This is a genomic window from Dulcicalothrix desertica PCC 7102 (genome assembly GCF_003991905.1).
Lineage (GTDB): Bacteria > Cyanobacteriota > Cyanobacteriia > Cyanobacteriales > Nostocaceae > Dulcicalothrix > Dulcicalothrix desertica.
The window spans coordinates 315,106-339,946 of sequence record NZ_RSCL01000005.1; the positions used below are offsets into that span (position 1 = coordinate 315,106).

Sequence of the window (24,841 nt, forward strand, 5' to 3'; positions counted from 1 at the left end):
AAAAATAAAGGATATAATAATTATGTCAATTTTTGATTACCAATTACAACAAATAATATATCAAGGTCATTACTCAACTATTTATCGTGCATATCGAAATCAGGATAATCAACCTGTTATTATCAAAACTTTTCAGCATGAATATCCAACTTTATCTCAAATTAATAAATATCATCATGAATATAAAATCTCTAAACTTTTAAATTTTGACGGTGTTGTGAAAGTGTATGCTTTAGAAAAGCAACAAAATAAATTGGCATTAATTTTAGAAGATTTTGGTGGTGTTTCTTTAAAAGCATGGATTGCTGATAAACAACTTACTAATTTAGAATTTCTGAAAATAGCAATTTCCATAACTAATATTCTACTTAAAATTCATAATAATAAAATTATTCATAAAAATATTAATCCATCAAATATTATTTTTAATTCCTCAAACAATCAAATTAAAATAACTGATTTTGGCATTTCAACTATTTTATCATCAGAAAAAAATATTGTTAAAAATCCTAATATATTAGAAGGAACTTTAGCTTATATATCACCTGAACAAACTGGTAGAATGAACCGTTCAATAGATTATAGAAGTGATTTTTATTCATTAGGTATTACTTTCTATGAACTTTTGACTGGTCAATTACCTTTTCAATCAAAAGACCCAATGGAATTGGTGCATTGTCATATTGCTAGGCAACCAATACCTCCTAATCAACTTAATTCAAATGTACCAAACTTAATTTCTAACATTGTGATGAAGTTGTTGGCTAAAACTGTTGAAGATAGATATCAAAGCGCTTTTGGTCTGAAAAGTGATTTAGAAAAATGTTTGCAGTTATTGGAATCAGGTGAAATTTTAGATTTTCCACTTGCTCATCGAGATATTTCTGATAAATTTCATATTCCTCAAAAACTTTATGGCAGGGAACAAGATGTTTCTACGCTTTTGAATGCATTTGAGCGTATGACTCAGGGTCAGCAAGAAATTATTATGATTTCTGGCTATTCTGGTATTGGTAAATCATCTCTAGTTGAAGAAATTTATAAACCCATTACACAACAAAGAGGTTACTTTATCTCCGGAAAATTTGATCAATTTAAACGTAATATACCTTATTCTGCTTTGGTTAATGCTTTTCTTGATTTAATTGGGCAGATTTTGACTGAAAGTTTGGAACGCATTAATCAGTGGCGAGAAAAAATTTTAGCAGCACTTGGTAATAATGGTCAATTAATTGTTGATGTAATTCCAGAAATAGAACTCATTATTGGAAAGCAACCAGAAGTTGTTGAAGTTACTCCAACAGAATCACAAAACCGTTTCAATATAGTTTTTCAAAGTTTTATCAATGTTTTTTGTCAGCAAGAACATCCTTTAGTTATTTTTATAGATGATTTGCAATGGGCAGATTCTGCTTCTCTCAAGTTGCTAGAATTAATGATGACAGATGAAACAACTAAATATCTCTTTATTATTGGCGCCTATCGAGATAATGAAGTTAGCTCTATCCATCCTTTAATGGTGCTGTTAGATACAGTACAAAAACAAATAGGAATTATCAACTCGATTACTTTAAAACCACTGAATTTAGAGCATACCACCACTTTAATTGCAGAAACTTTCCATTGCGATTCTCAACTTGTTGCTCCTTTAGCTCTTTTAGTAATGGAGAAAACTTTAGGTAATCCATTTTTTATTCGGCAATTTTTGCAAGCTCTGTATGGAAATGATTTATTAACCTTTGACTTAAATCAACGTAATTGGAACTTTGACTTTAATAATATACAACAGAGAGATTTTACTGATAATGTAGTCGAATTACTCGCAGATAAAATTCAAAAACTACCTCCATCTACCCAAAACATTCTGAAAATAGCTGCTTGTTGTGGCAAACGCTTTAATGCACATACATTATTTTTAGTTGAAAAACAACCTCCTAGTGCTATTGCTAAGGAACTCTGGGAAGCTGTAAAGCAAAATATTATTTTATTAGTTGATAATAGTTCTCAGGTTATACAAGAGTGGGATGATAAAAAAAACGGCGCCTTAAATAACACTTTAAATCATAAATTAAGCAATAAAGTCATCTTTACTTATGAATTTTCACACGACAGAGTACAACAAGCAGCTTATTCTTTAATCTCTGAACAAGAGCGCAATATACTTCATTGGTCTATAGGAAAAACAATGAAGAAAAAACTTTCTTCACAAGTATTTTCTGATGAAATATTTGATGTTGTAAATCAGCTTAACTTTGCAATCGAATTGATTGTTAAACCAGAAGAGAGACGAGAATTAGCACAGCTAAATCTTGAGGCTGGTAAAAGAGCAAAGACATGTACTGCATATGAACCAGCTTTGAAATATTTTGCGGTAGGTATTGAGCTACTACCTGAAAATAGCTGGCAAACAGTTTATCAACTCTCTTGGGAATTATATATTAACTATGCTGAAGCATTATCTGTTTTAGGATATCTAGAAAAAGCAGATACGGTATTTCAGAAAATTACAAAGAATATAATACACGATAAAGAGCTAGCATTGTGTTACGAAAAATATAGTGGAATTTTACAGAGTTCTGGAAAATCGGCGCCTGCGTTTGATGAAGCTATTAAAGGTTTGGTTGTTTTAGGTATAGAAATACTAGTTGGCTTAGAAGAGATATTAAACGAAGAAAAATCTTTTTTACAAAAATGGAAACAAGCAGAAACAATTGAATATTTTTATAATTTAAAGTTAGCTGAAGGAATAAATATATTAATAGGTAGCCTTTACGACAAAGCAATTATTAGTTGTTATTTTTCTCAGCCAAATAAATTTAATTATATAGTTAGCAAGAGTGTAGAACATATTCTGAATTTTGGTATTACTCCACAATCAGGAATTGCCATTTCTTGGTTAGCTACACTGTTGTCAATAATGGAGTGTAAAGAATTATCTTTTCGCTATGCCGAACTAGCATTAAATATTGTTCATCAGTTTCCAGAGGTTTATTATAGAGGCGAAACAAAAATGCTCGCTCATGCTCAGTCTTTAGCCTGGAAAAATAGTTTTACTGACAATGAAAAAGCCTTGCAAGAAGCATACACTTTGTGTCATAGCACTGGTAATTTACAGTTTGCTAGTTACTGCTTGATTTGTACATATATTAGCAAGATGGTTCGCAGCACTCATTGCTTGGAAGTGTATGAAAGTTGTAAGCAATGGCATGATTATTGTGAAAAGTACGTCCCTCTAGAATTAGGACAAGCAAAAATTCGACTATATTATCTTGCTCAACTTATGGATGTTATAGAACAGCGTATCGATGTTGAGGGTATTCTAGAAAAATATACCACCGAACAAAATTACACAGATGTCAGCGAATCTTTAGTAGAAATTATTAGAATAGAAACTATTCTAGGCAATTATTCCCAAGCTTATGAAAATGCTCAACGAGCTGAACCAATGTTAGCAGCAGGCGCCGCAGGCAGTTTGTTAATAAATATGACATTTCGCCACTTTTATGCTATTTGTTGCGCTAGACTCTATTCTTTAGAGACAAATTTAGACCTAAAACAAAGATATCTCACTCAATTGCAAGATAATTTAGAAAAACTAAAGCACTGGGCAGAAATAGCACCATCAAATTTTTATTCGTATTATACACTGATAGAAGCAGAACAAGCAATAGCTTTACAAGACTGGGAGAAAGCAAACAATTACTATTTAAAGACTATTGAACATGCCAGAGAAAATGGATATGTACTGTTACAAGCATTTGCTACGGAATTACTAGGAGAATTGTATTGGCAACAGCAACATCGATTTGCTAAAGGTATATTTGAAGAAGCGCATTATTTGTACTTACAATGTGGAGCTAATAAAAAAGCACAAATTATAGAAGCTAAATATTCTCAATTTTTTAAAAATACATATAATCAGAATTACATATCTATTGGAACAACTACTAGCAGTAAAATTGAACTAGATTTACATACAGTAATTAAAGCATCTCAGGCACTTTCTAGCGAAATAGTTCTTGAAGAGCTATTAAAAAAATTAATGCAGTTTTTGCTGGAGAATGCAGGCGCCGAGCGCGGGTACCTAATTTTACGGCAAAATAATAAATGGCAAATTGTCACATCTGGTGAGTTAGAGCAAATAAATGTAACCTTAGAGAATCCGATTTATTTAAGAGATAATACCAGAAATACGCCTATCTTACCTGATACTATTTTAAATTATGTAATTCGCACTTCTAAAAGTCTTGTTCTTAATGATGCAGTCTCTGAAAGTAATTTTAATCAAGATGCTTACATTCATGTAGTCAAACCTAAATCTGTTTTGTGTTTTCCGCTATTAAATCAAGGTAAGCTCGTTGGTATTATTTACCTAGAAAATAATTTAACAAACGGTGCATTCACTTCCGCACACTTAGAGATTTTACCCATTCTCTCTACTCAAGCTGCCATCTCAATTGAAAATGCTACACTTTACAACACGTTAGAACTAAAAGTTAAAGAACGTACTAATGAGCTATCACAAGCACTCGTACAACTTCAGCAAACTCAAACCCAATTAATTCAAAGTGAAAAAATGTCAGCAATGGGGCAAATAGTTGCAGGGGTTGCACACGAAATTAATAACCCTGCTAATTTTATCAATGGTAACATTACTCATTTAAATAATTACGCTCAAGATTTATTACAAGTAATTCAAGCCTATCAAGAACATTATCCCCATCCATCAGAAAATATTCAGGAGTTATTAGAGGAATTTGATATTAATTTTATTACAGAGGATATTTCTAAAATTCTTCAATCGATGAAAACTGGAACGCAGCGTATCCGAGAAATTATTTTATCCTTACGAAATTTCTCTCGTCATGATGAAGCTGATTTTAAATATGCTGATATTAATGAGGGAATTGAAAATACTTTAATGCTACTCAAACATCGCTTGCAAGCAGTACAAGGTCAAGAAATACAAATTATTAAAGAATATAATACTTTACCTAAAATTGAATGCTATCCATCTCAACTTAATCAAGTATTTTTGAATCTTCTTACTAATGCCATTGATGCAGTGGAAGAATCAATTCAAACTGACAATAAAATAAATCCCATTATCTGTATTAATACTAACGTTTTAGAAGATAAAATCCAAATTTCCATTGAAGATAATGGTATTGGTATTCCCCAAGAAATTTATAGTAAATTATTTGACCCTTTCTTTACTACTAAACCCGTTGGTAAAGGTACTGGTTTAGGATTGTCTACTAGCTATCAAATCGTTGTCAATAAACATGGTGGTCGATTGTGGTGTAACTCTACTTTAGGGGAAAAAACGAAATTTGTACTAGAAATCCCTATTAAAACCTCAACCGTAGGGCTAAAAACGGTAAACTAAGGGAAATTGCTAGAGGGAAGCATTAATGGCAAAGTCAAATGGGGCAAAAAGCGAAACATCTACTGTGGAGTCTGAAATTTCAGACGCAGAAGACCTGGCGCCAGTTAAAGATTCGTCAGAACTAGTAGAGGGCGCCCAGGATATTGACGAAATCTTAAACTCGCTAAAAGCTTTACTGAGTGCGTTAGAAAAACTCCAAAAAGCTCGACTAGAAGTAGGCGATATTAAACCTTTAATTGGACGAATGCTTGATGGAGAACTGCTAGAAGGGGAAGAACTTGAGCAACTAAAGTCAGGTGTAAATGGTCTTTCTCGTCTTGTTCGTACTTATAGTGACCACCAAGCGGCACTTACTAAAGCACAACCTGCAAGACAACTACTAGATCAAGTTATTAAATAGTAATTCAATTCCCACAACCCCCCTTACTAAGGGGGGCTTTAAATCTGCCTCTTGTTCCCCCCTTATCAAGGGAGGCTAGGGGGGATCTCCTCATGGTTACCACAAAATGCCCCACATTGCAGAAAATTTATGCTAGCTTAATCCGAGACATAAATTAAGGCTCTTAGCTTTTTTATGCCCGAACCAACCTGTGGAACACAGGTTAGCTTATAATTATTGTGTAATTATTAAGTTTTCTCAAAACATCAGGACTACTTCCGGTGTTCTATGTTAAGGAAATCCAGCCCTTGCTGGCGCTCACAGGCAACTCAAGTTAATTCTATAGTGCCATTTTAGAGCTATTCGCCAACGGTTTCTAGTAGTTTAGTTAAAACATGAAAGACCTCACTCGTTATCGGAATATCGGTATCTTCGCCCACGTAGACGCTGGTAAAACCACCACAACAGAAAGAATCCTGAAACTGACAGGAAAAATCCACAAAATTGGTGAGGTGCATGAAGGTGCGGCGACGACCGACTTCATGGAACAAGAACAAGAGCGAGGCATTACAATTCAATCTGCTGCTACCACCTGTTTTTGGAACGATCACCAATTCAATATTATTGATACCCCTGGACACGTTGACTTTACCATTGAAGTTTACCGTTCGCTGAAAGTACTTGATGGTGGTGTCGGTGTATTTTGCGCTAGTGGTGGTGTAGAACCTCAATCTGAAACCAACTGGCGTTATGCCAATGACTCTAAGGTCGCTCGCGTTGTTTACATTAACAAACTTGACCGTATTGGCGCCGACTTTTACCGAGTTGTTAAGCAAATTAATGATATTCTCGCAGCGAAACCGTTGGTGATGGTACTACCAATTGGTACAGAGAACGATTTTGTAGGGATGGTAGATTTATTAACCCGTAAAGCATGGGTATGGGATGAGTCTGGCGACCCAATGAACTATGAAATCAAAGAAGTTCCCGCCGAAATGAAAGATGATGTCGAAAAATACCGCGAGATGCTGATTGAAACAGCTGTCGAGCAAGACGACACATTAATGGAAAAGTATTTAGAAGGTGAAGAACTTTCCATCGACGAAATTAAGCATTGTATTCGTAAGGGCACTATTAATCTTTCATTCTTCCCCACCTACTGCGGTTCTTCTTTCAAAAACAAGGGTGTGCAGTTAGTACTCAATGCTGTTGTTGACTACTTGCCCAACCCAACAGAAGTAAAACCACAACCAGAAGTAGATTTAGAAGGTAACGAAACTGGCCAATTTGCTATTGTAGACCCAACGAAACCATTACGGGCACTGGCGTTTAAAATTATGGACGACCGTTTCGGCGCCCTCACCTTTACCCGTCTTTACTCTGGTGTATTAAACAAAGGTGATACAATTCTCAATACCGCAACAGGTAAAACCGAACGTATTAGCCGTTTGGTTGAGATGCACGCTAACGACCGTCAAGAAATTGATTCCGCTCAAGCTGGGGACATTGTAGCTATTGTAGGGATGAAAAACGTCCAAACCGGACACACCCTTTGTGACCCCAAAGCTCCCGCAACCTTAGAACCAATGGTCTTCCCAGAGCCAGTTATTTCCATCTCGGTGACACCTACCAAGAAAGGTACCTCCGAGAAAATGGGGATTGCACTCGGTAAAATGGTACAGGAAGACCCATCATTCCGCGTTGAAACTGATTCCGAAAGTGGCGAAACCATCATTAAAGGGATGGGTGAGTTACATTTAGATATTAAAGTTGACATTCTTAGACGCACCCACGGTGTTGAGGTCGAAGTTGGTAAACCTCAAGTTGCTTACCGTGAGTCTGTTACCAAGCGCGTTGAAGATGGCTACGTCCACAAGAAACAATCTGGTGGTTCTGGTCAATACGCTAAAATCGATTACATTGTTGAACCCGGTGAACCTGGTAGTGGTTTCCAATTCGAGACCAAGGTAACTGGTGGTAGCGTACCTAGAGAATACTGGCCCGCAGTTCAAAAAGGTTTTGCAAGCAGTATCGACAAAGGTGTGTTAGCAGGATTCCCTTGCGTAGATTTGAAATTTACCTTGGTTGATGGTGGTTTCCACCCTGTTGACTCATCAGCTATTGCTTTTGAAATTGCAGCTAGAGCTGCTTATCGTCAAACCTTACCTAAAGCTTCTCCTCAGTTGCTTGAACCCATCATGAAAGTCGATGTGTTTACACCTGAAGATTACATGGGTGATGCAATTGGTGACTTAAACCGTCGTCGTGGACTCATTAAATCGCAAGAAACAGGCCCTACTGGCGCCCGTATTAAAGCGGATGTACCATTGAGCGAAATGTTTGGTTACATTGGTGACTTACGTACCATGACTTCTGGTCGCGGTCAGTTTTCTATGGAATTTTCTCATTACGCGCCATGTCCTGCAAACGTAGCAGAGACCGTAATTAAAGAAACCAAAGAACGCGAAGCTGCTGCTGCGAAATAGTATTAATTTTGATTGGACGGAAAATTTTCCGTTCCAATTGAACCGATTTAGTACTTACACATAGAATGATAGAAGCCGGGTTTCTTGTTTAGAACCCGGTTTCTGTTTGTAAATTCTAAAAGTGTTATGACCGATACAACCGATATTAACGAAATATCAACAGATAGCTCCCTAATCGATCCAGAAAATGACTTGCTAGGTCATGCGAGCTTTGCTAAGTATCTAGCAGATAGCATTTGCGAAATGACCTTTCCTGAAGGTTTCATAATTGGTATTTACGGTTCTTGGAACTCAGGCAAATCAACACTATTAAACTTTATAGGTCATTATCTTCAGCAAAAGCCAGAGGACGAGCAACCAATTATTGTTCCTTTTAATCCCTGGCTATTTTCTGGACATCAAAATATTGCAAGACGCTTTTTTGAGCAACTACAAAACGTTTTAAGCCAAGAAAAAGCCGTGCCAAGAGGTATAAGAAAAACACTTGCTGATTTTGCCGGAATTATTTCAGAAATTCCTTTACCTTATGCTCAAACTGGCAAGGCATTAGTAACATTATTGGATGATAAAGACAAGGAAGCTTCGCAATTTAAAGAAGAAGTAGAAAAGACGCTTGCAAAGCAGGATAAACGCATAGTTGTAACAGTTGATGATATAGATAGGTTGCCTGGTGAGGATATTAAGCAGCTATTTCGCATTTTTAAAGCTATTCCGAATTTCTCTAACGTTGTTTATGTTTTAGCCTTTAATAAAGAAGCTGTAATGGAAACAATTACAGAAACCGATACAGTATCCAAAGAATCATATTTACAACAAATTATTCAAGCTGAGTTTGAGTTACCTACTCCAACTAAAACCTTACTCCGCAAGCTGTTTTTTAAAAAACTTAATAGAATATTTATTGACATACCAAAAGAAGAATTTAATCAAGCACGCTGGAGTAATATTTACTTCCAAGGAATAGACCATTTTATTAATAACATACCTGCCATTAGTCGTTTAACTAACACTTTAACAGTTACATATCCAGCAGTAAAAGGCGAAGTCAATCCAATTGATTTTATTGCTATTGAGTGTTTGCGAATCTTTTGCCCAGCTATATATAATACAATCCCCCAAAATCCTTATGCTTTCGCAGGTGAGGTTAATACTTCCACAGACGAATTAAAAAATTTACTAAATACCTGGATTGCTCAACTACCCCCCGAAGACAAGCAACCTGTACAAAATCTCCTGATGCAGCTTTTTCCAAATTTAAAACATGTTTGGAGTAATAGCTCTCCCTCGGAGAAAGAGTCTGAATGGCATAAGCAACTACGTGTGTGTAGTTTAGAAATATTTCCAATCTACTTCCGTCTGGCCCTGTCAGCATATGAATTATCTAACACTCAAATAAAAACTATGCTTGCTTTAGCTTACGATACAGAAAGGTTTAAAGAACATCTAATAGAACTTGTTAAGCAAAAACGTACTGAAGGTATGGCACAAACTAGCATTTTTCTAGAACAGCTTGAAAGCACCGCTCAAGAAATTCCTATAAATGCCATTCCCTCGGTTGTGGAAGCTTTATTTGATGCCAGCGAAGAATTCTTGTTGGGTCAAGAAGATGAATATAATAATGACATTTTCGATTTGAGCAACGAAGTTATAATTAGTCGTTATATCTCACAACTGTTGCGTCGAATTGAAGAAGCACAACGATTTGAATTGTTAAAAACAGCAATTAGTCAAGGTAAAGCATTACCAATAATTAATCAACAAATAGCAACAGTAAAAGAACAGCTTGACCAAGATGCTTCTGATGAGGACTTAGATGAGGAAAGCCTTCTAAGCGCGCAACACCTTGAAGAACTTGAACAAATGATGCTTTAAGAATAGAAAATATAGTCATCAATTTCATGGAATATAGCAGGATAAATTTGTTGAGATGCACGTTGAAGATGTTGGCTATTATCAATTTCTGCCCATAATAAATCAGTTAACACTGTATAGTATACAGGATGATATTGAGCTACACTAACCAATGTGTCTGTTTCATAATCAACTTTTAAAGTAGCTGCAAACTTTTCAGAAGCAGATTGTAACATCTGTTTATATAGAGCCAGAGAAATTTTAGAAATACCTACCAGTTCTCCTACAACTGGCTCTCCCAACTCATCCTTGTTTTTGGACATAGCAATTATGGTGCCACTATTACCTTGTACGTAAACTTCATCACCTGCATTAGTTTTACCGGAGAGCAAAATTACATTTTCTTTATTAAAGCTTAGTACACTTTCTATTGCTCGCTGTTCAAAAATTAAATCTGATTCTAATAGTAAAAAATCATTATTTAATAGTTCCCTAGCACACCAGAGAGAATACATACTTCCGGAAGTGGCATATTCAGAGTTATGAACGGTCAAAATTTCTGGATACTGCTTTTTTAATTGCTCGTAAAACTCATAGCAGTGACCAGTCACAATAATAATCCTCTGGATTCCATAGCTTCGTAATCGCATGATGGTTTCCTCAATTATTGGTCGTTTTCCCAACTTTAAAAATCCTTTGGGTATGGATTTTCCCAATTCTTTTAGCCTTGTACCCATACCCGCAGCAAGAATAACGGCTGTTTGAATTTTCATAAATTTATTGTAGCTTTAGTGCGGTCAAGTATAATTTTAAAATACTCTAGCAAACGGTTTACATCTTCCATTTGTATATTCCCCATATTCGCTATGCGAAAAATGTCATTTTTTAGCCCACCCTGCCCAGCATAAATGATAAAACCAGCTTGCTTTAAACCATCATGTATTTGTTCGTAACTATGTCCGGATGGTAATTTAAAAGACCTTAAAACACAACTTGTAACTTGTTCATCAAGAAAAAGTTGTACGCCTAATTCTTTTAACCCACGATAGATTTTTTGTGAACGAATTTTATAATCACAATGTCGAGCTAAATAACCGCCGTTATCTTCTAATTCCTTCAATGCTTCTAATAAAGCATAATAAACATTGCAATAGCATCCCCTTCATTTGCTGCCCCTATATATTGCAGTTCACGCGAGTTAATTACGTAGTTAATAAACGGTTTGAGGAAAGAGCAGGGTACTCCTGTATACAAACCAAAACCCCGTGAAGAAGCTGCCTGAATAAAATCTTGTGCGTCAATCATTAAAAGCTTCCTGCTGTAATCATATCTTGTACCTCGTCCACATCTAGCCAATCACTAGTAATATAAATAACGTGGATAGGATATCCTAGTGCTGTTAATTCATTGAGCAACGCTGGCATTCGTCCTATTGTTGTCATTTCATCCTGTTGCAATAACATCTTTAGTGTATCCCATAGTACAGGTTGCATTGTGCGAGAAACTTTAAGCAAACCTGTCCATATCCCACATCTATTTTCTACTGGCATTTCTGGAGCAATCTGTTTGAAATATACATCGGTATAGAATGTTTGCTGAGAATTTGGTAGCGAGTTCATCACGTAATCTGGTCTAACTTGATGGGGACGATCGCTCCACTTAGAATCAACTACCACAACTAAATCATGCTTAACTTCTAACAGCATTTGCAAAACATATTTTTTGTATAAAACATCTCCGTAGCCGATAATCCAATCTTTTTCACCAGCAGTTACATCCGCTAAACCTTTGTATAAAGAGAAAAGTTCACCTGTATTGTCATATTCATCATTATCGACATAACGTAAACCAGGTAAATTTACCATGTCTTTTTTATAACCACGAACCACGGTAATATCTTTAATACCTACGGTTTGATAAGTCTCAACTATCCGTCCAAGGATTGGCTTACCCGATAAATTCAACATGCATTTAGGCAAGTTTAGGGTTAATTCCCCTAGCTCAATTCCCCGTGAAGCTGCTAAAAGAGTGACGCTAACTGAGTCTGTAACACATGGTAGATAGCGCTTTTCTGCTTCCAGAAGTTCTGTGGCGCCTTGCAAACGAAAGACTTCTGCGACACTAACGATTGATTCTTCAACAACAAGAATGTTTTCTGATGCTGCAAGATTAAGAGCCATCTGTTTCATTGCTGTGATGGCAGTACGTAACATTTGGTTTGCCCAGATAGCAATCGAAAATTTGTAGTCTCGGAAGACGTGGACAGGAGTAGTGTAATACTTAGTTGGCACAATTACCACTGGACAACGGGCGCCCCACTCTCGTTTAAACTCTAATATTTCCTCTGCTGTTTGCTTTGAACTGTGAATGAGAATACCATCTGCTCCTGCTTGGTGATATTCCTCTGCACGCATTAGAGCTTCAGGTAAACCCCAACCAGCGATTAATGCTTCCACGCGCGCAATTACTACAAAATCATCATCTGTTTGAGCATCTTTTGCAGCTTTTATTTTGCCACAAAATTCTTGAATATCAGCTAAAGGTTGCGCGGCGCCGTTAATGAAGCTGTTAGTTTTTGGAAATAATTTATCTTCAATACATACCCCAGCAATATTACGTTGCTCTAACTTTTTGACCAGTCGCTGCACATTGTTAAAGTTTCCGTAACCTGTATCCCCATCCAATAGAATTGGTATCGAAGTACAATCAGACATGAACTCAATTACCTCCAATACTTGAGTCCAACTTGCTTCATTGTTATCTCGTACACCTAGTTGGGCAGAAATTGACAGCCCACTTGCCCAAATTCCCTTGAAACCAGCTTCCTCTACTATTTTTGCACTAATAGCATTGTGAGATTCCATTAAAAATTCTAGTGATTCACTTTTAAGTAAATTTTTTAATGCTGTAGTTTTTCGCATCGTTAAGCTTATGTGGTTTCCACATTCAGATAAATAATTTTGTAAAAAAGATATTTACATAACCGTATAATTACTCAAAAATATAAGAAATCGCTTCTCCATTTAAGTAAACGTAAACACAAGTAATATTGAAATGTTATTTTTTTACATCATAATCATCATTTAGTCGATTTAGCTTCAGTATTATTACTTAGGAAAAACTTAAAAAAATTTTATTTGGCAAAGATTTGCACCGCAACCTAATAGTTGTAAGATTAATGTAAATTGGGGAGCAATAAAAAATTAAGTGTTATTACTGAAGTTTTTAAATCGAGCAAGAAGTTATTGTACTTGGAATAAGAATTGTTGCTTCAAGCATCAATGAATTATGAAAATTATAAAATATTTGTTTTATAAACAATTCATATATATTTTAATTGCTTAAATAAATAATTTTTTAAGTTTATATAAATAGGGTTCTATCAATGCGAGCATTACTAATTTATCCGGCGTTTCCGAAAAGTTTTTGGTCTTTTGAAAAATTTTTAGAATTAGTTTCTCGAAAGGTTTTATTCCCACCTTTGGGCTTGGTGACTGTTGCAGCAATTTTACCTCAAGAGTGGGAGTTTAAATTGGTAGACTGCAATATAAGAGAAATTACAGAACCAGAATGGGCTTGGGCAGATATTGTGATTATCTCAGCAATGATTGTTCAAAAAGAAGATTTTTTAGCACAAATAAAAAACGCTAAACTACGGGGTAAACCAGTAGCAGTAGGAGGCCCTTATCCAACTTCAATTCCAGAGGATTCGAGTGTAGCAGGAGCAGATTATCTCGTTCTTGACGAAGGAGAAATTACTATTGAGATGTTTATTAAAGCCTTAGAAAGTGGAGAAAAATCAGGTGTTTTTCGATCTAATGGAGAAAAACCTGATGTTACAAAAACACCGATTCCTCGTTACGATTTGCTAGAACTAAATGCTTATCAATACATGTCAATTCAGTTCTCGCGTGGTTGCCCATTTCAATGTGAATTTTGTGATATTATAGTGCTTTACGGCCGCAAGCCTCGCACTAAAAACCCAGCACAAGTTTTAGCAGAGTTAGAATACCTTTATAGCTTGGGTTGGAGAGGCGGTATTTTTATGGTAGATGATAATTTTATTGGCAATAAGCGAAATGTTAAGCTGTTGCTGGAAGAATTAAAAATCTGGCAAGCCAATCATGATTATCCTTTTAATTTTTATACAGAGGCTTCTGTTGACTTAGCACAAGACAGTCAGTTGATGGAGTCAATGGTGGAATGTGGCTTTAACACTGTGTTTTTGGGAATCGAAACACCTGATGCAGAAAGTTTACAGCTAACGAAAAAGTTTCAAAATACACGTTCTTCTTTAGAAGAAGGAATTGATAAAATAACACGTGCTGGATTAATTCCAGTAGCTGGATTTATTCTTGGCTTCGATGGCGAAAAACCAGGAGCAGGTTCACGGATTGCCAAATTTATTGAAACAACTGGAATTTCTCGTGCCTTTTTTACTTTACTGCAAGCTTTACCAAATACAGCATTATGGCACCGTTTAGAAAAAGAAAATCGTTTGTTAAGCGAAGATGGCAATATAAATCAAACGACTTTAACAAACTTTATACCTACGAGACCAATAGAGGAAATTGCACAAGAATATATTGACGCTTTTTGGGAATTATACGATGCTCAAAGCTATTTGGACAGAACTTATAAATGTTTCAGCAAACTAGGTATTTCTCCTATCGAATTTGGTAATAAAAAGATTAGTATGAGTATGTTGCGAGGATTATTTATTATTTTGTGGCGCCAAGGGGTTAAACGTAAAACTCGCTATCGTTTCTGGCACTACCTGTTTTCGATAATTAGGCGCGACCCAAAGCTTTGGACATCATATATTACAGTTTGCGGCAGCTACGAACATTTTGCTGAGTATCGCAGTATTGTACGTAAAGAAATTCAAGAAAAGCTTGCTAAAATGACTGTTTCAGAAGAGCAAAACAGCAAAAAGTTGACAGGAATAAACAAATAACTATAAAGATGAATGGTTTCATAATATTATGTTCCTAAATCATAATAGTCATTTATTTAATCCAGCTTCAGCATTATTACTTACAAAAGACGTTTAACAAAAAATATATATACGAAATTATAACCAAGTTTTAACATAATATAAAGAAAATGTTGACATTGATTAATAATCTATATATACATGAAAAGGTAGCAATGCTAACTAGCTAACTAAAAACATTAAAATTATGCAATGATAGTAAAAATAAAGACAAATGATTACTAAAGAAAACGAAACCGTCATAATTCTTGCTAGCCCTTTTGAACAAAAATTTGATAAATTAGCAACGAAATTGATACCACTAATACCGATGTGGATGACACCGAATAAAATAACTGTTCTCGGTTTTATTTGCGGTATTGCTGCAGCCATATCATATTACTTAGCTAATTTTCATGAGTTTTGGCTCATTTTAGCAGCAATATTTATTTTTTTGCACCTATTGGCAGATAGTTTAGATGGTTCTGTGGCAAGGGAACGTAAATTAACTTCTAAGTGTGGTGATTTTTTAGACAAAATTCTAGATGCATTATTTTACTTTGCACTGCCTGTAGGAATTGGTGTCTCATCCTATGCTCATTTTGAAATAGTTATTTTTAGCGCCATAATAACATTACTCCATTATTTGTTGCTTCTATTATGGAGTTTAATGAAAAATAAGTGTTTTTTTTCTTTCATTGGCGTATTTGAATATCATTTGATTTTTCTTGTGTTAACAGTTTTAACATATTTTTGGCATCACTACTTATTCAAACTAGGTAATTATTCTTTAGGCTGGTTCGACCTAATTTTAATTGTAGTTTTGCCGCTTTCATTTATAGATTTTTGCATTTCATCTTTTAAACTTTTTAATGAGTTAAAAAATAGCTAAAACCCAATTTCGCACTCCATCTTTAACCAAATTAAAACATCCGTATTAAAGGAACGAAAATGACAACCACTCAAAGTAAAACATGCATAGTCATAGGAGCCGGCATATCCGGACTCGTAACAGCAAAAGAGCTAATAGAAGTTGGCATCGACAACCTAATTATTCTGGAAAAAAGTCAAGTAATTGGAGGAGTCTGGCAAAAATACTGCTGGGATAGCGCCACCTTAACCTCTTCTAAATGGGTTACTGAATTTGGGTCTTGCCCAATGCCAGACGAATACCCAGACTTTCTCAAACCAGAGCAAATGATAGAGTACTTACATTCATTTGCAAAATTATTTCACCTCAAAGACCGCATTCATTGCGGAGTTATTGTACAATCCATCCAAAAAAATCACAATAAACAATACAACATCATAACTAACAAAGGCACCTACAACTGTGATTTTGTAATCATCTGTTCTGGAGTACACGGTAAGCCAGACATCCCAGACATACCAGGATTAAAAGATTTTTCGGGTACCGTCATTCATGGAAGCAACTACAAAAAACCACAATTATTCCAGGACAAACGAGTACTCTGTATGGGACTTGGCGAGAGTGGTATTGGAATTAGCTCTGAAATCAGCACCGTAGCAGCGCGAACTATCATCTCCGCCAGTTCCTTTCCCATCGCACCACGAGTATTCCCACATACCGATATTCCCTTTGACCAACTACAATTTTGGCCAATCGGTCAGTATATCAAAGACTACCAAGAAATTCTTAATCTCGGCATAAGCTGGTATTATAAAATACCAAAATTTATCCAACCAGCTTATGCAAAATTTCACTTATACTTACGGCTCTTTCCTCAAGAATGGTTACCAAAAGCAGTTATTCCATACCATTGGCACGCTAAATTCTGGCCTAAAGCTTACCAAGACACCAGTGGAAATCTGACTCGACCAGAAAACTCCACAGATGATATTTTATACTTAGTCCACAGCAATAAAATCATCCCAAAAGGTAAGGTAGTAAAATTTGAACAAAACAGAGCGTACTTTAAAGATAGTAGCTTTGAAGAAATTGATGCAGTAGTAATCAACACTGGCTACAAACCAGGACTACTTTCCATCGAGCTACCAAACAATTGGCAATACCGACACCAGGAGCTATACAAAGGATGTTTTCACCCAGAAATGCCCAATCTAGCCTTTGTTGGTCTAGTTAGACCAACAGTAGGATCGATACCTGCAATGGCAGAAATGCAAGCACGTTTCATAGCTCAAGTTCTATCTGACAAAATACAACTTCCTCAGCCACAAAAGCTCAAAAAAATCATTGAAAAAGAGGCTAATAAACACGCTCGCAATTGTCCAGCAATGCAAAACCGCTTCCCCAACGTATATTTCTTCGACCATTGGATGGAAGAAATGGCAGAATTAATTGGTTGTCGCCCCAAAATTTGGTGTCATCTTAGCTCTTGGAATCAACTACAAGCCTACTTATTTGGCGCACCTGAGCCTCTCCGCTTCCGACTGCGCGGACCTGGAAATGTCAAAGATGGCTATGAACGCTATGCAGCACGTGTTACTAAAACCTATAATACCAACTATAGTTCTCAAGTAAGAAGCGTAGTTCTATTCTTCTTCTTCTATCCTCACGTCCTCACCCTGTTACTTGCAGCAATCCTCCTTTGGGGAGTAAAACTTTCCCTGAGTTTCAGTCTCACCATCGCAGCCTTGTTTTGGCTGCTATACATGAATGTAGACTTATTCCGGTTAATATTCTGGATACCTAATCTCTTACGCGTGAACCTCATGCTTGCGAAAGTCTTAGTTCAATACAACCATCGCCCTACACATGATGAAAACTGAAACTATCTCCAAAATACAATAGACATCTCCTAGAAATGCAAGATATGCTAGACAGTTCAAATTTTATAAATTCGTTAGATAAAATTGATTCTTTAATAAAATTACTTAAGTACAGAGCGCAACAAAAACCTGAAAAAATAGTTTATCGATTTCTTTTAAATGGAGAATCTGAAACCTGTAGCTTAACCTATCAACAGCTAGATATACAGGCGCAAGCAATCGCAGCACAACTACAAAGAATGGGAGTAAGTGGTAAATGCGCTCTGTTACTATATGCTCCTGGTTTGGAATTTATTTCTGCTTTTTTTGGTTGTTTATATGCAGGAGTCATCGCAGTTCCAGCTTATCCACCAAGAGAAAATCAAAATTTAACACGGCTGTTGACAATTGCTAAAGACTCTCAAGCCGCAATTGTCCTTACAACCGCATCTTTACTACCTAATATAAAAAAGCGTTGGGTAGAAAATTTGGAAATGCCCCCTATATCTTGGCTTGCAACTGACAGTATTGAGCAAAGCCAGGAGTCGTGTTGCTCTGAACCGTTAATTACTAGTGATACTTTAGCTTTTCTGCAATATACTTCTGGTTCTACAGGTCAACCGAAGGGTGTAATGGTCAGCCATCAGAATCTTTTACACAACTCGGAACTAATTGAGCAGCGTTTTGAGAATACGTCCAATAGTATTATAGTTTCTTGGTTGCCTCCTTATCACGATATGGGATTAATTGGCGGAATTTTACAGCCTTTATATGTTGGTGCGTCAATGATTCTAATGCCTCCAGTCGCTTTTTTACAAAAGCCTTTTCGTTGGCTGCAAACAATTTCTCAATATAAAGCAACAACTAGCGGCGCCCCTAATTTTGCTTATGAAATGTGTGTGCGTAGAATATCGCCTGAGCAACAGGAAACTCTTGATTTAAGTTGTTGGGAAGTTGCTTTCAATGGCGCCGAACCAATTCGCTTTGAAGTGTTGGAACAGTTTGTCGAAAAGTTTGCATCCTGTGGTTTTCGTGCCAACGCATTTTACCCCTGCTACGGTATGGCAGAAGCAACGTTGTTAGTTACAGGAGGTGCAAAAGCAGAAGCTCCTATAATTAAGACGGTAATGGCATCGGAACTTGAGCAAAATCGAATAGTGACAACGAGTGAAAGTCAGAAATATAGCCGGACAATTGTAAGTTGCGGTCGTAGTTGTTATGACCAAAAAGTCATTATCGTAGACCCTGAATTTTTAACCGAATTACCAGCAGGAAAAGTTGGAGAAATTTGGGTAGCAGGAGCATCTGTAACTAGTGGTTACTGGAATCAACCGGAGAAAACTCAACAAAGTTTTCGAGCTTACTTGACAGATACAAAAGAAGGGCCATTTTTACGGACTGGTGATTTGGGATTTATGGAAAACGGTGAGTTGTTCGTTACTGGGCGCCTAAAGAATGTAATTATTATTCGGGGTCGCAACCATTACGCCCAAGACATCGAAAAGACTGTAGAGGAAAGTGACCCATTTATTAGACCTTATTGTAGTGCTGCATTTGCCGTTGAGATTGAAGGTGTTGAGCGATTGGTAGTTGTGGCTGAAGTTGAGCGTAGATACAAAAGGCGCCAGTTAGGTGGAAAGTTCTCTGGAGTAGAGCGTCGTCAGGTAGATATTGAGGCTAATTTTGATTTAGAAACGGATAAACAATTCGATCAAGAGACAGTTGTCAGTAATATTCAAGAAGCTGTGACGCGCGAGCATGGGTTGCAAATTTATTCTATTTTACTTCTAAAGACTGGTAGCATCCCAAAAACTTCTAGTGGAAAAATTCAGCACTATGCCTGTCGGGCTGGATTTTTAGATGGAACCTTAAATATTTTAACAACGGGTAGTTAATGTTAAATCAAGCAAATAATCAAATAAATTCCAACACCTGGAATGATAGATGCCAAAAAGCAGGCGCCGTTATCTAACTAATTTTGTCCAGTAACTAATCACGAGTAAATAATAGAGGTTCAACAATGAAAATTCAAAACCAAACTACCGAAAGCAATACTAATGCTTCAAGTATTACTACGGAAGATATCCAAGCTTGGTTAGTATCCTACTTGGCAGAATTATTAGAAATCAGCCCGGAAAAAATAGATGTAAAAGTAAACTTCGATCGCTATGGCTTAGATTCTTCGGCAGCAATTTCTCTACTTTCTGATTTAAGCGTTTACATTGGGTGCGACATAGACCCAGACTCTCTTTATCATTATCCTACAATTGAGCGATTAACACGATACTTAGGTGAGTTAGAAGAAATTACTCTATAACTATAAATATGGTATTATTTTATGAACCAATTACTTGACGAATTATCACAAAAAGGAATTCGGGTATCAGCTAAAGGTGATTCTCTAACCATTCAGGCGCCAAAAGGAGTAATAACACCTGAAATAAAACAATTGTTACAAATCAATAAAAAAGAAATTTTAAATTCACTCATTGAGCAAAACTCAGAAATAAATTTGCAAGCAGAAGTATTATTGGAACCTCAGCTTTATCCTCAAAAACAAGTTGTATATCACAATCATCAGCAAGTTGAATCTATTTTTATAACAGGTGTGACTGGATTTTTAGGAGCTTTTATACTGCAAGAATTGCTTGACAAAACTCAAGCTAATATATATTGTTTAGTACGTGCTAAATCTCATAAAAAAGCTAATCAAAAAGTTAAACATAACTTAGACTGTTATGGTTTGTGGGATAATACATATAGTTCTCGAATCATCTGTATACTTGGCGATTTATCTCAACCAAAATTAGGATTAACAGAAAACGATTTTAACGATTTAGCACAAAAAATAGATATTATTTACCATAGTGGTGCCTTACTTAATTGGGTTTGTTCTTATGCAGCGCTAAAACCTATTAATGTGTTGGGAACACATGAAATAATTAAACTTGCCTGTGAGCAAAAAGTAAAGCCAGTTCATTACATTTCCACACTGGCTGTTTGGGAATCTGCTGCTTACGCAGGCAAGATAGTATCAGAAGCAGAACCATTAACGCATTGGCAAGGAATAAAATTAGGCTATTCTCAAAGTAAATGGGTTGCAGAAAAATTAATATTAGAGGCGCACGAACGCGGATTACCTGTTACTATCTACAGACCACCATTGATTTCTGGGCACAGTCAAACCGGGGCTTGGAATACAGATGATGTAGTCTGTCGGGTGATTAAAGGCTGTCTTCAAATGGGAAGTATGCCTTCCCTTGATTATCTTTTGAATCTTTCGCCAGTTGACTATGTTTCGCGTGCTATAGTTTGTCTTTCTCAACAAGAAGAATCGATTGGTCAAATTTTTCATTTAAATAACTTACAACCATTACATTGGGAATCTTTTGTAGATTGGATGCGTAATTTTGGATATAAAATAAATTTGCTTGCTTATGAAAATTGGGCACAAGAGTTAAATACAATTAAATCATGCCATCAAAATCCCTTATCTCCTTTGTTACCTTTCTTCCAAAAACGTTCATCCAATGGAGATTTGCTTATCCCACAACAATATAATTGTCAAAGAGTACCAAAGTATAGCTGTCAACAAACATTTAATGTGCTTTCTTCTCAGCAAATAAGTTGCCCTCCAGTCGATAATAAGTTATTAAATAAATATTTTATATATTTTATTAAAAATAATTTTCTATCTACACCTTGAACAAACAATTATTCAAACAAAAACGTTATCAAAGTAATTCTTAATCAACATTCAGGCAACTATTTATATGTGGGCTATTTTTTAGCAGAGACGTTACAAGCATGATTATTTTTTTGCTGATTTGGTTGGGGCAGTTAGTGTCTGCAATAGGCTCCCGTTTAACTAGTTTTGCATTGGGTGTATGGGTTTACCAGCAACATGGTTCTGTTACTGAGTTTGCTTTGATTTCTTTGTTCACCTATCTACCAGAAAGCTTAATGTCACCATTTGCAGGTACATTAGTAGACCGTTGGGATAGACGTTGGGCAATGATTATAAGCGACTCTGGAGCTGCATTAGGCACGCTAATAATCGCATTTTTATTGGTTACAGGGCAATTTCAAATTTGGTTATTATATCCGATTTTAACGTTAAGAGCTTGCTTTACTGCGTTTCAAACACCCGCTTATAATGCATCTATTAGCCAGCTTGTTCCAAAAAAACATTTTAGCCGTGTTAGTGGCATGGTACAAATTGCTCAAGCAACTTCCCAGATTATTGCCCCAATGGTAGCAGGTTTTTTAGTAATAGCAATTAAAGTTCAAGGAGTATTATTAATTGACTTTTGCAGTTTTATTTTTGCTCTTTTTACGTTATTATTAGTTAATTTTCCAAAAACTCAACAAACCAGCGAAGGACAAATTGGAAAAGGTTCGTTTAAAAAAGAGTTTATTGCTGGTTGGTCTTATATTTTAAAGCGACCTGGGATTTTAGCATTATTGATTTACTCAATGGTACCATATTTTACTTTGGGAATGCTTGAGTCTTTGTTTACACCATTAGTCTTAAGTGTGGCTTCTACGGAACAGTTAGGTTTTATCATGTCTATTGGTGGCTGTGGTTGGCTAGTTGGTAGTCTTGTCATCAGTATCTGGGGAGGACCAAAGCGTCGTATATACGCCATGTTTGGCTTTGTAATTTGGCAAGGATTACTCCTGCTGCTAAGTGCTTGCCAAGCTTCAATATTACTGATTGCAAGTGGAGTTTTCTGCTATCTCTTTGCCTACCCAATTATTTTGAGTAGCAATCAAGCGATTTGGCTTACCAAAGTAAAGCCGGACTTGCAAGGACGAGTTTTTGGTGTACGAAGGTTAATAGAGCAAATTCCTCCAGCAATTGCTTATATTATTGCTGGACCTGTTGTAGATAATATTTTTGAACCATTATTTGCTCAGAATGGAATTTTAGCGGCTACTATGGGACAAATAATTAGTGCAGGTTCAGGACGTGGCGTAAGGCTCTTGTTTATACTGATGGGTATTTTTAACATCCTCACAACTATTTTTGCTTACCAATATCAACAGTTACGGCTTATTGATTCAAAGGCGCCAGATATAACCTAACCGCCCATTGTTTCGTTAAACCGACGTGTAGAGACGTGATTAATCACGTCTCTACTGTATTTGTTGCGAATCCACCAAAAAGTTAGAGCTGGCGCCAATCCAAATATGATTCCTATAGCCAAAGGAATCCACATATGGGTAAAAATGTCAAAAATAAAAGCTGCTCCTAAGTTGGTTAAGTAATTAACTAGAGGTAAGTTGAGTTGCGATGACTCTAACTGTAAAGGTTCTTGGCGCCAAAATCGTGCTGCTACACTCATAAACAGTACAAGAACAGTCATGAAGGAAGCAAAACTAAAAGCGGGTATGCCAAAGTAAGCACCTGATTGTTGGAAATTCCAGAAACGTACAGCACTTAGATGCATAGAAGGTTCAAAAGCAAAATCCCATGCTGTTATTAGCATTGCTCCAAATATTACTGCTCCTATCTGAGATAGCCTTTGTGATAATCCAATTGCTTCCACACCTGCGCGCGCTAACAAGTAAGTAGCGAGTGAACCAGAGAACCACCACAAGGCTATTGTCCAAGGTACTAAACCAGCAACCTTATAACCTAAACCAATTGCAGTAAAGTTTATACCATTACCATCAGGGTAGACAAAATGACCAAATGGGAACCCCGTTTTAATAGTTAACATTTCAGCGCTGAATGGTAAAATCATGCTCGGCGCCATAAAAATTAGCATCTGTCGGATACCTATAGTACGGTAAGCATGAATACAAGTTGCAATTGTTGCTAATAATGTCTGAAATACAAATTGATGTTTAATCGCTGATTTTAGTACAAACTTAGCAAAATTCGGTAATCCGATTGCTATTTGGGGATATGGTAATATTGTCACAAATACAATCGTTGCCGAAAAAACTAAAATCGCGTAACCAGCTAGGCAAAATTTTTCAATTAATAAGAGTTGTTTCTTGTCCATAATTTTCAAATAAGTTGGATAATTATTTTATTTACTAATTTGTTTCCAAACCTCTGAGTTAGATTTAAAAACGTCTTTCTGTACTAACTCAGGTATAATCTGTCTTAATTCGTTGTGATATTTTAATAAGTCGTACCAGGGAACGCAATAATTAAGATGATGCTCAAAATGTAAAGTAATATTTAATGGCATGATGATTCTTCTCAAAGGAAAAAATGAACTGCATGAGCGCATTAAAGGGTTCTCTCGAAATCCTACTTCTCCTCCATGTTCCATTGCAATTTTAAATTGGTTCAAAACTGACAGAACTTGTACACCGAGAAAAGCTGCTACTGGAACTTCCCAACTTATATAAACTGTGGACAAATAAATAAAAGTTGCCCACATTATTACTTGTCCGGTAATTAGCTTAATATTCACACCATATTTTTTAGGTGCTTGGCAGTCGTCATATTTGCGGACAAACTGGAAGTAACCAGGCAATAACAAAACTATTAATGTATATTTGAATAGCTCTTTACCCATATAAATTGTATTTGGACAATTCTGTGGGTCATGAGATTCTATTGCATCAATATGATGGACTTGATGTCCAACCTCCCAATGCTTTGTATACTCCATTCCATAAAATGTACTAATTATCCAACCAAAACAACGATTCCAAAAAATAGCTTGTTGCTGATTTTTGCGAACTATAAACATATTATGTGATGCTTCATGTACTACTAAGATAAACAGCATGAACTGAATCAAACCAAAAGCTATTGAACCTAATGGAATAAAAACTAGTGTTGGCAAGAATGTACTCGAATAAGAAACTCCCAAAGCTTCTAATAAAATCAACATTAATACAAAAATATTGATAGTGTTGTGAATTATGGGTATTTTTTTACGGTAGTGAAACTGATTTCCCAGTAAAATAGCGTTTCTGAGCCATTTTGGTTGCTGATTTAAAGATATCTTTCTTTTGGGCTTTGAATATGTCGGCTGTTGAAGTGTCACCATAATTTGTATTTT

The 24,841-nt window shown here is 36.1% G+C and carries 17 protein-coding genes; 11 read left to right on the forward strand and 6 right to left on the reverse strand.

The features are described from left to right. Window positions 1-22 precede the first annotated feature (22 nt). The 4 genes from DSM106972_RS12775 (at window position 23) to DSM106972_RS12790 (ending at window position 10,126) form a co-directional block, all read left to right on the forward strand. Complete coding sequence (locus DSM106972_RS12775) at window positions 23-5,389, forward strand: ATP-binding sensor histidine kinase (RefSeq protein ID WP_127081061.1); 5,367 nt, start codon at window positions 23-25, stop codon at window positions 5,387-5,389. 25 nt (window positions 5,390-5,414) lie between these two features. Further along, window positions 5,415-5,789 (forward strand): hypothetical protein, encoded by a 375-nt coding sequence (locus DSM106972_RS12780; RefSeq protein ID WP_127081062.1) that lies wholly within the window; start codon window positions 5,415-5,417, stop codon window positions 5,787-5,789. A 374-nt stretch (window positions 5,790-6,163) separates the two neighbouring features. Next, window positions 6,164-8,254, forward strand: coding sequence for an elongation factor G (gene fusA / locus DSM106972_RS12785; protein ID WP_127081063.1), 2,091 nt, complete (start codon window positions 6,164-6,166; stop codon window positions 8,252-8,254). Window positions 8,255-8,380: 126 nt separating this feature from the next. After that, on the forward strand, window positions 8,381-10,126 hold the full coding sequence (locus tag DSM106972_RS12790; protein ID WP_127081064.1) for a P-loop NTPase fold protein: 1,746 nt from the start codon (window positions 8,381-8,383) through the stop codon (window positions 10,124-10,126). On the opposite strand, the gene DSM106972_RS12795 is transcribed toward DSM106972_RS12790, so the two are convergent. The 4 genes from DSM106972_RS12795 to aepX are packed head-to-tail and all read right to left on the reverse strand — an operon-like array spanning window position 10,123 to window position 13,026. Further along, the gene (locus tag DSM106972_RS12795) at window positions 10,123-10,878 is read right to left on the reverse strand and encodes a phosphocholine cytidylyltransferase family protein (protein WP_127081065.1); all 756 of its coding nucleotides are present in this window, start codon (window positions 10,876-10,878) and stop codon (window positions 10,123-10,125) included. The genes DSM106972_RS12790 and DSM106972_RS12795 overlap by 4 nt on opposite strands. Next, a complete protein-coding gene (locus DSM106972_RS12800) occupies window positions 10,875-11,225 on the reverse strand; it encodes a pyridoxal-phosphate-dependent aminotransferase family protein (protein ID WP_186538329.1) in 351 nt (116 codons plus the stop codon). The genes DSM106972_RS12795 and DSM106972_RS12800 overlap by 4 nt, the downstream gene beginning before the upstream one ends. Window positions 11,226-11,230: 5 nt before the next feature. Beyond that, a complete protein-coding gene (locus tag DSM106972_RS12805) occupies window positions 11,231-11,410 on the reverse strand; it encodes a hypothetical protein (RefSeq protein ID WP_186538327.1) in 180 nt (59 codons plus the stop codon). Continuing rightward, window positions 11,410-13,026, reverse strand: a complete 1,617-nt coding sequence (gene aepX, locus DSM106972_RS12810) for a phosphoenolpyruvate mutase (RefSeq protein WP_127081066.1) — start codon at window positions 13,024-13,026, stop codon at window positions 11,410-11,412. The genes DSM106972_RS12805 and aepX overlap by 1 nt, the downstream gene beginning before the upstream one ends. A gap of 464 nt (window positions 13,027-13,490) precedes the next feature. Here aepX and DSM106972_RS12815 point away from each other — a divergent pair, with 464 nt between their 5' ends. From DSM106972_RS12815 to DSM106972_RS12845, 7 genes are all read left to right on the forward strand, one after another. Continuing rightward, window positions 13,491-15,062 (forward strand): B12-binding domain-containing radical SAM protein, encoded by a 1,572-nt coding sequence (locus DSM106972_RS12815; RefSeq protein ID WP_127081067.1) that lies wholly within the window; start codon window positions 13,491-13,493, stop codon window positions 15,060-15,062. A 253-nt stretch (window positions 15,063-15,315) separates the two neighbouring features. Beyond that, complete coding sequence (locus tag DSM106972_RS12820; protein ID WP_127081068.1) at window positions 15,316-15,972, forward strand: CDP-alcohol phosphatidyltransferase family protein; 657 nt, start codon at window positions 15,316-15,318, stop codon at window positions 15,970-15,972. 59 nt (window positions 15,973-16,031) lie between these two features. Further along, window positions 16,032-17,831 (forward strand): flavin-containing monooxygenase, encoded by a 1,800-nt coding sequence (locus DSM106972_RS12825; protein ID WP_127081069.1) that lies wholly within the window; start codon window positions 16,032-16,034, stop codon window positions 17,829-17,831. Between the two features lie 44 nt (window positions 17,832-17,875). After that, complete coding sequence (locus DSM106972_RS12830) at window positions 17,876-19,705, forward strand: fatty acyl-AMP ligase (RefSeq protein WP_127081070.1); 1,830 nt, start codon at window positions 17,876-17,878, stop codon at window positions 19,703-19,705. A gap of 125 nt (window positions 19,706-19,830) precedes the next feature. After that, window positions 19,831-20,127 carry an acyl carrier protein gene (locus DSM106972_RS12835; protein WP_127081071.1) on the forward strand — a complete coding sequence of 99 codons (297 nt, stop codon included), beginning with the start codon at window positions 19,831-19,833 and terminating at the stop codon, window positions 20,125-20,127. A 21-nt stretch (window positions 20,128-20,148) separates the two neighbouring features. Further along, on the forward strand, window positions 20,149-21,516 hold the full coding sequence (locus DSM106972_RS12840; protein WP_127081072.1) for a thioester reductase domain-containing protein: 1,368 nt from the start codon (window positions 20,149-20,151) through the stop codon (window positions 21,514-21,516). Between the two features lie 101 nt (window positions 21,517-21,617). Continuing rightward, the gene (locus DSM106972_RS12845) at window positions 21,618-22,898 is read left to right on the forward strand and encodes an MFS transporter (RefSeq protein WP_127081073.1); all 1,281 of its coding nucleotides are present in this window, start codon (window positions 21,618-21,620) and stop codon (window positions 22,896-22,898) included. Here the strand turns inward: DSM106972_RS12845 and DSM106972_RS12850 are convergent. Both DSM106972_RS12850 and DSM106972_RS12855 read right to left on the reverse strand, forming a co-directional pair. Beyond that, the gene (locus DSM106972_RS12850; RefSeq protein ID WP_127081074.1) at window positions 22,895-23,824 is read right to left on the reverse strand and encodes a carotenoid biosynthesis protein; all 930 of its coding nucleotides are present in this window, start codon (window positions 23,822-23,824) and stop codon (window positions 22,895-22,897) included. The two genes, DSM106972_RS12845 and DSM106972_RS12850, sit on opposite strands and share 4 nt — an antisense overlap. A gap of 27 nt (window positions 23,825-23,851) precedes the next feature. Then, entirely contained in the window at window positions 23,852-24,829 is a 978-nt protein-coding gene (locus DSM106972_RS12855) for a fatty acid desaturase (protein WP_127081075.1), read from the reverse strand. Between the last annotated feature and the right edge of the window lie 12 nt (window positions 24,830-24,841).

Excerpts from the sequence above, each read along its gene's own strand:
- DSM106972_RS12775 (WP_127081061.1), top strand. The coding sequence starts at position 23 with ATGTCAATTTTTGATTACCAATTACAACAAATAATATATCAAGGTCAT.
- DSM106972_RS12780 (WP_127081062.1), top strand. The coding sequence starts at position 5,415 with ATGGCAAAGTCAAATGGGGCAAAAAGCGAAACATCTACTGTGGAGTCT.
- fusA (WP_127081063.1), top strand. The coding sequence starts at position 6,164 with ATGAAAGACCTCACTCGTTATCGGAATATCGGTATCTTCGCCCACGTA.
- DSM106972_RS12790 (WP_127081064.1), top strand. The coding sequence starts at position 8,381 with ATGACCGATACAACCGATATTAACGAAATATCAACAGATAGCTCCCTA.
- DSM106972_RS12795 (WP_127081065.1), bottom strand. The coding sequence starts at position 10,878 with ATGAAAATTCAAACAGCCGTTATTCTTGCTGCGGGTATGGGTACAAGG.
- DSM106972_RS12805 (WP_186538327.1), bottom strand. The coding sequence starts at position 11,410 with ATGATTGACGCACAAGATTTTATTCAGGCAGCTTCTTCACGGGGTTTT.
- aepX (WP_127081066.1), bottom strand. The coding sequence starts at position 13,026 with ATGCGAAAAACTACAGCATTAAAAAATTTACTTAAAAGTGAATCACTA.
- DSM106972_RS12815 (WP_127081067.1), top strand. The coding sequence starts at position 13,491 with ATGCGAGCATTACTAATTTATCCGGCGTTTCCGAAAAGTTTTTGGTCT.
- DSM106972_RS12820 (WP_127081068.1), top strand. The coding sequence starts at position 15,316 with ATGATTACTAAAGAAAACGAAACCGTCATAATTCTTGCTAGCCCTTTT.
- DSM106972_RS12825 (WP_127081069.1), top strand. The coding sequence starts at position 16,032 with ATGACAACCACTCAAAGTAAAACATGCATAGTCATAGGAGCCGGCATA.
- DSM106972_RS12830 (WP_127081070.1), top strand. The coding sequence starts at position 17,876 with ATGCTAGACAGTTCAAATTTTATAAATTCGTTAGATAAAATTGATTCT.
- DSM106972_RS12835 (WP_127081071.1), top strand. The coding sequence starts at position 19,831 with ATGAAAATTCAAAACCAAACTACCGAAAGCAATACTAATGCTTCAAGT.
- DSM106972_RS12840 (WP_127081072.1), top strand. The coding sequence starts at position 20,149 with ATGAACCAATTACTTGACGAATTATCACAAAAAGGAATTCGGGTATCA.
- DSM106972_RS12845 (WP_127081073.1), top strand. The coding sequence starts at position 21,618 with ATGATTATTTTTTTGCTGATTTGGTTGGGGCAGTTAGTGTCTGCAATA.
- DSM106972_RS12850 (WP_127081074.1), bottom strand. The coding sequence starts at position 23,824 with ATGGACAAGAAACAACTCTTATTAATTGAAAAATTTTGCCTAGCTGGT.
- DSM106972_RS12855 (WP_127081075.1), bottom strand. The coding sequence starts at position 24,829 with ATGGTGACACTTCAACAGCCGACATATTCAAAGCCCAAAAGAAAGATA.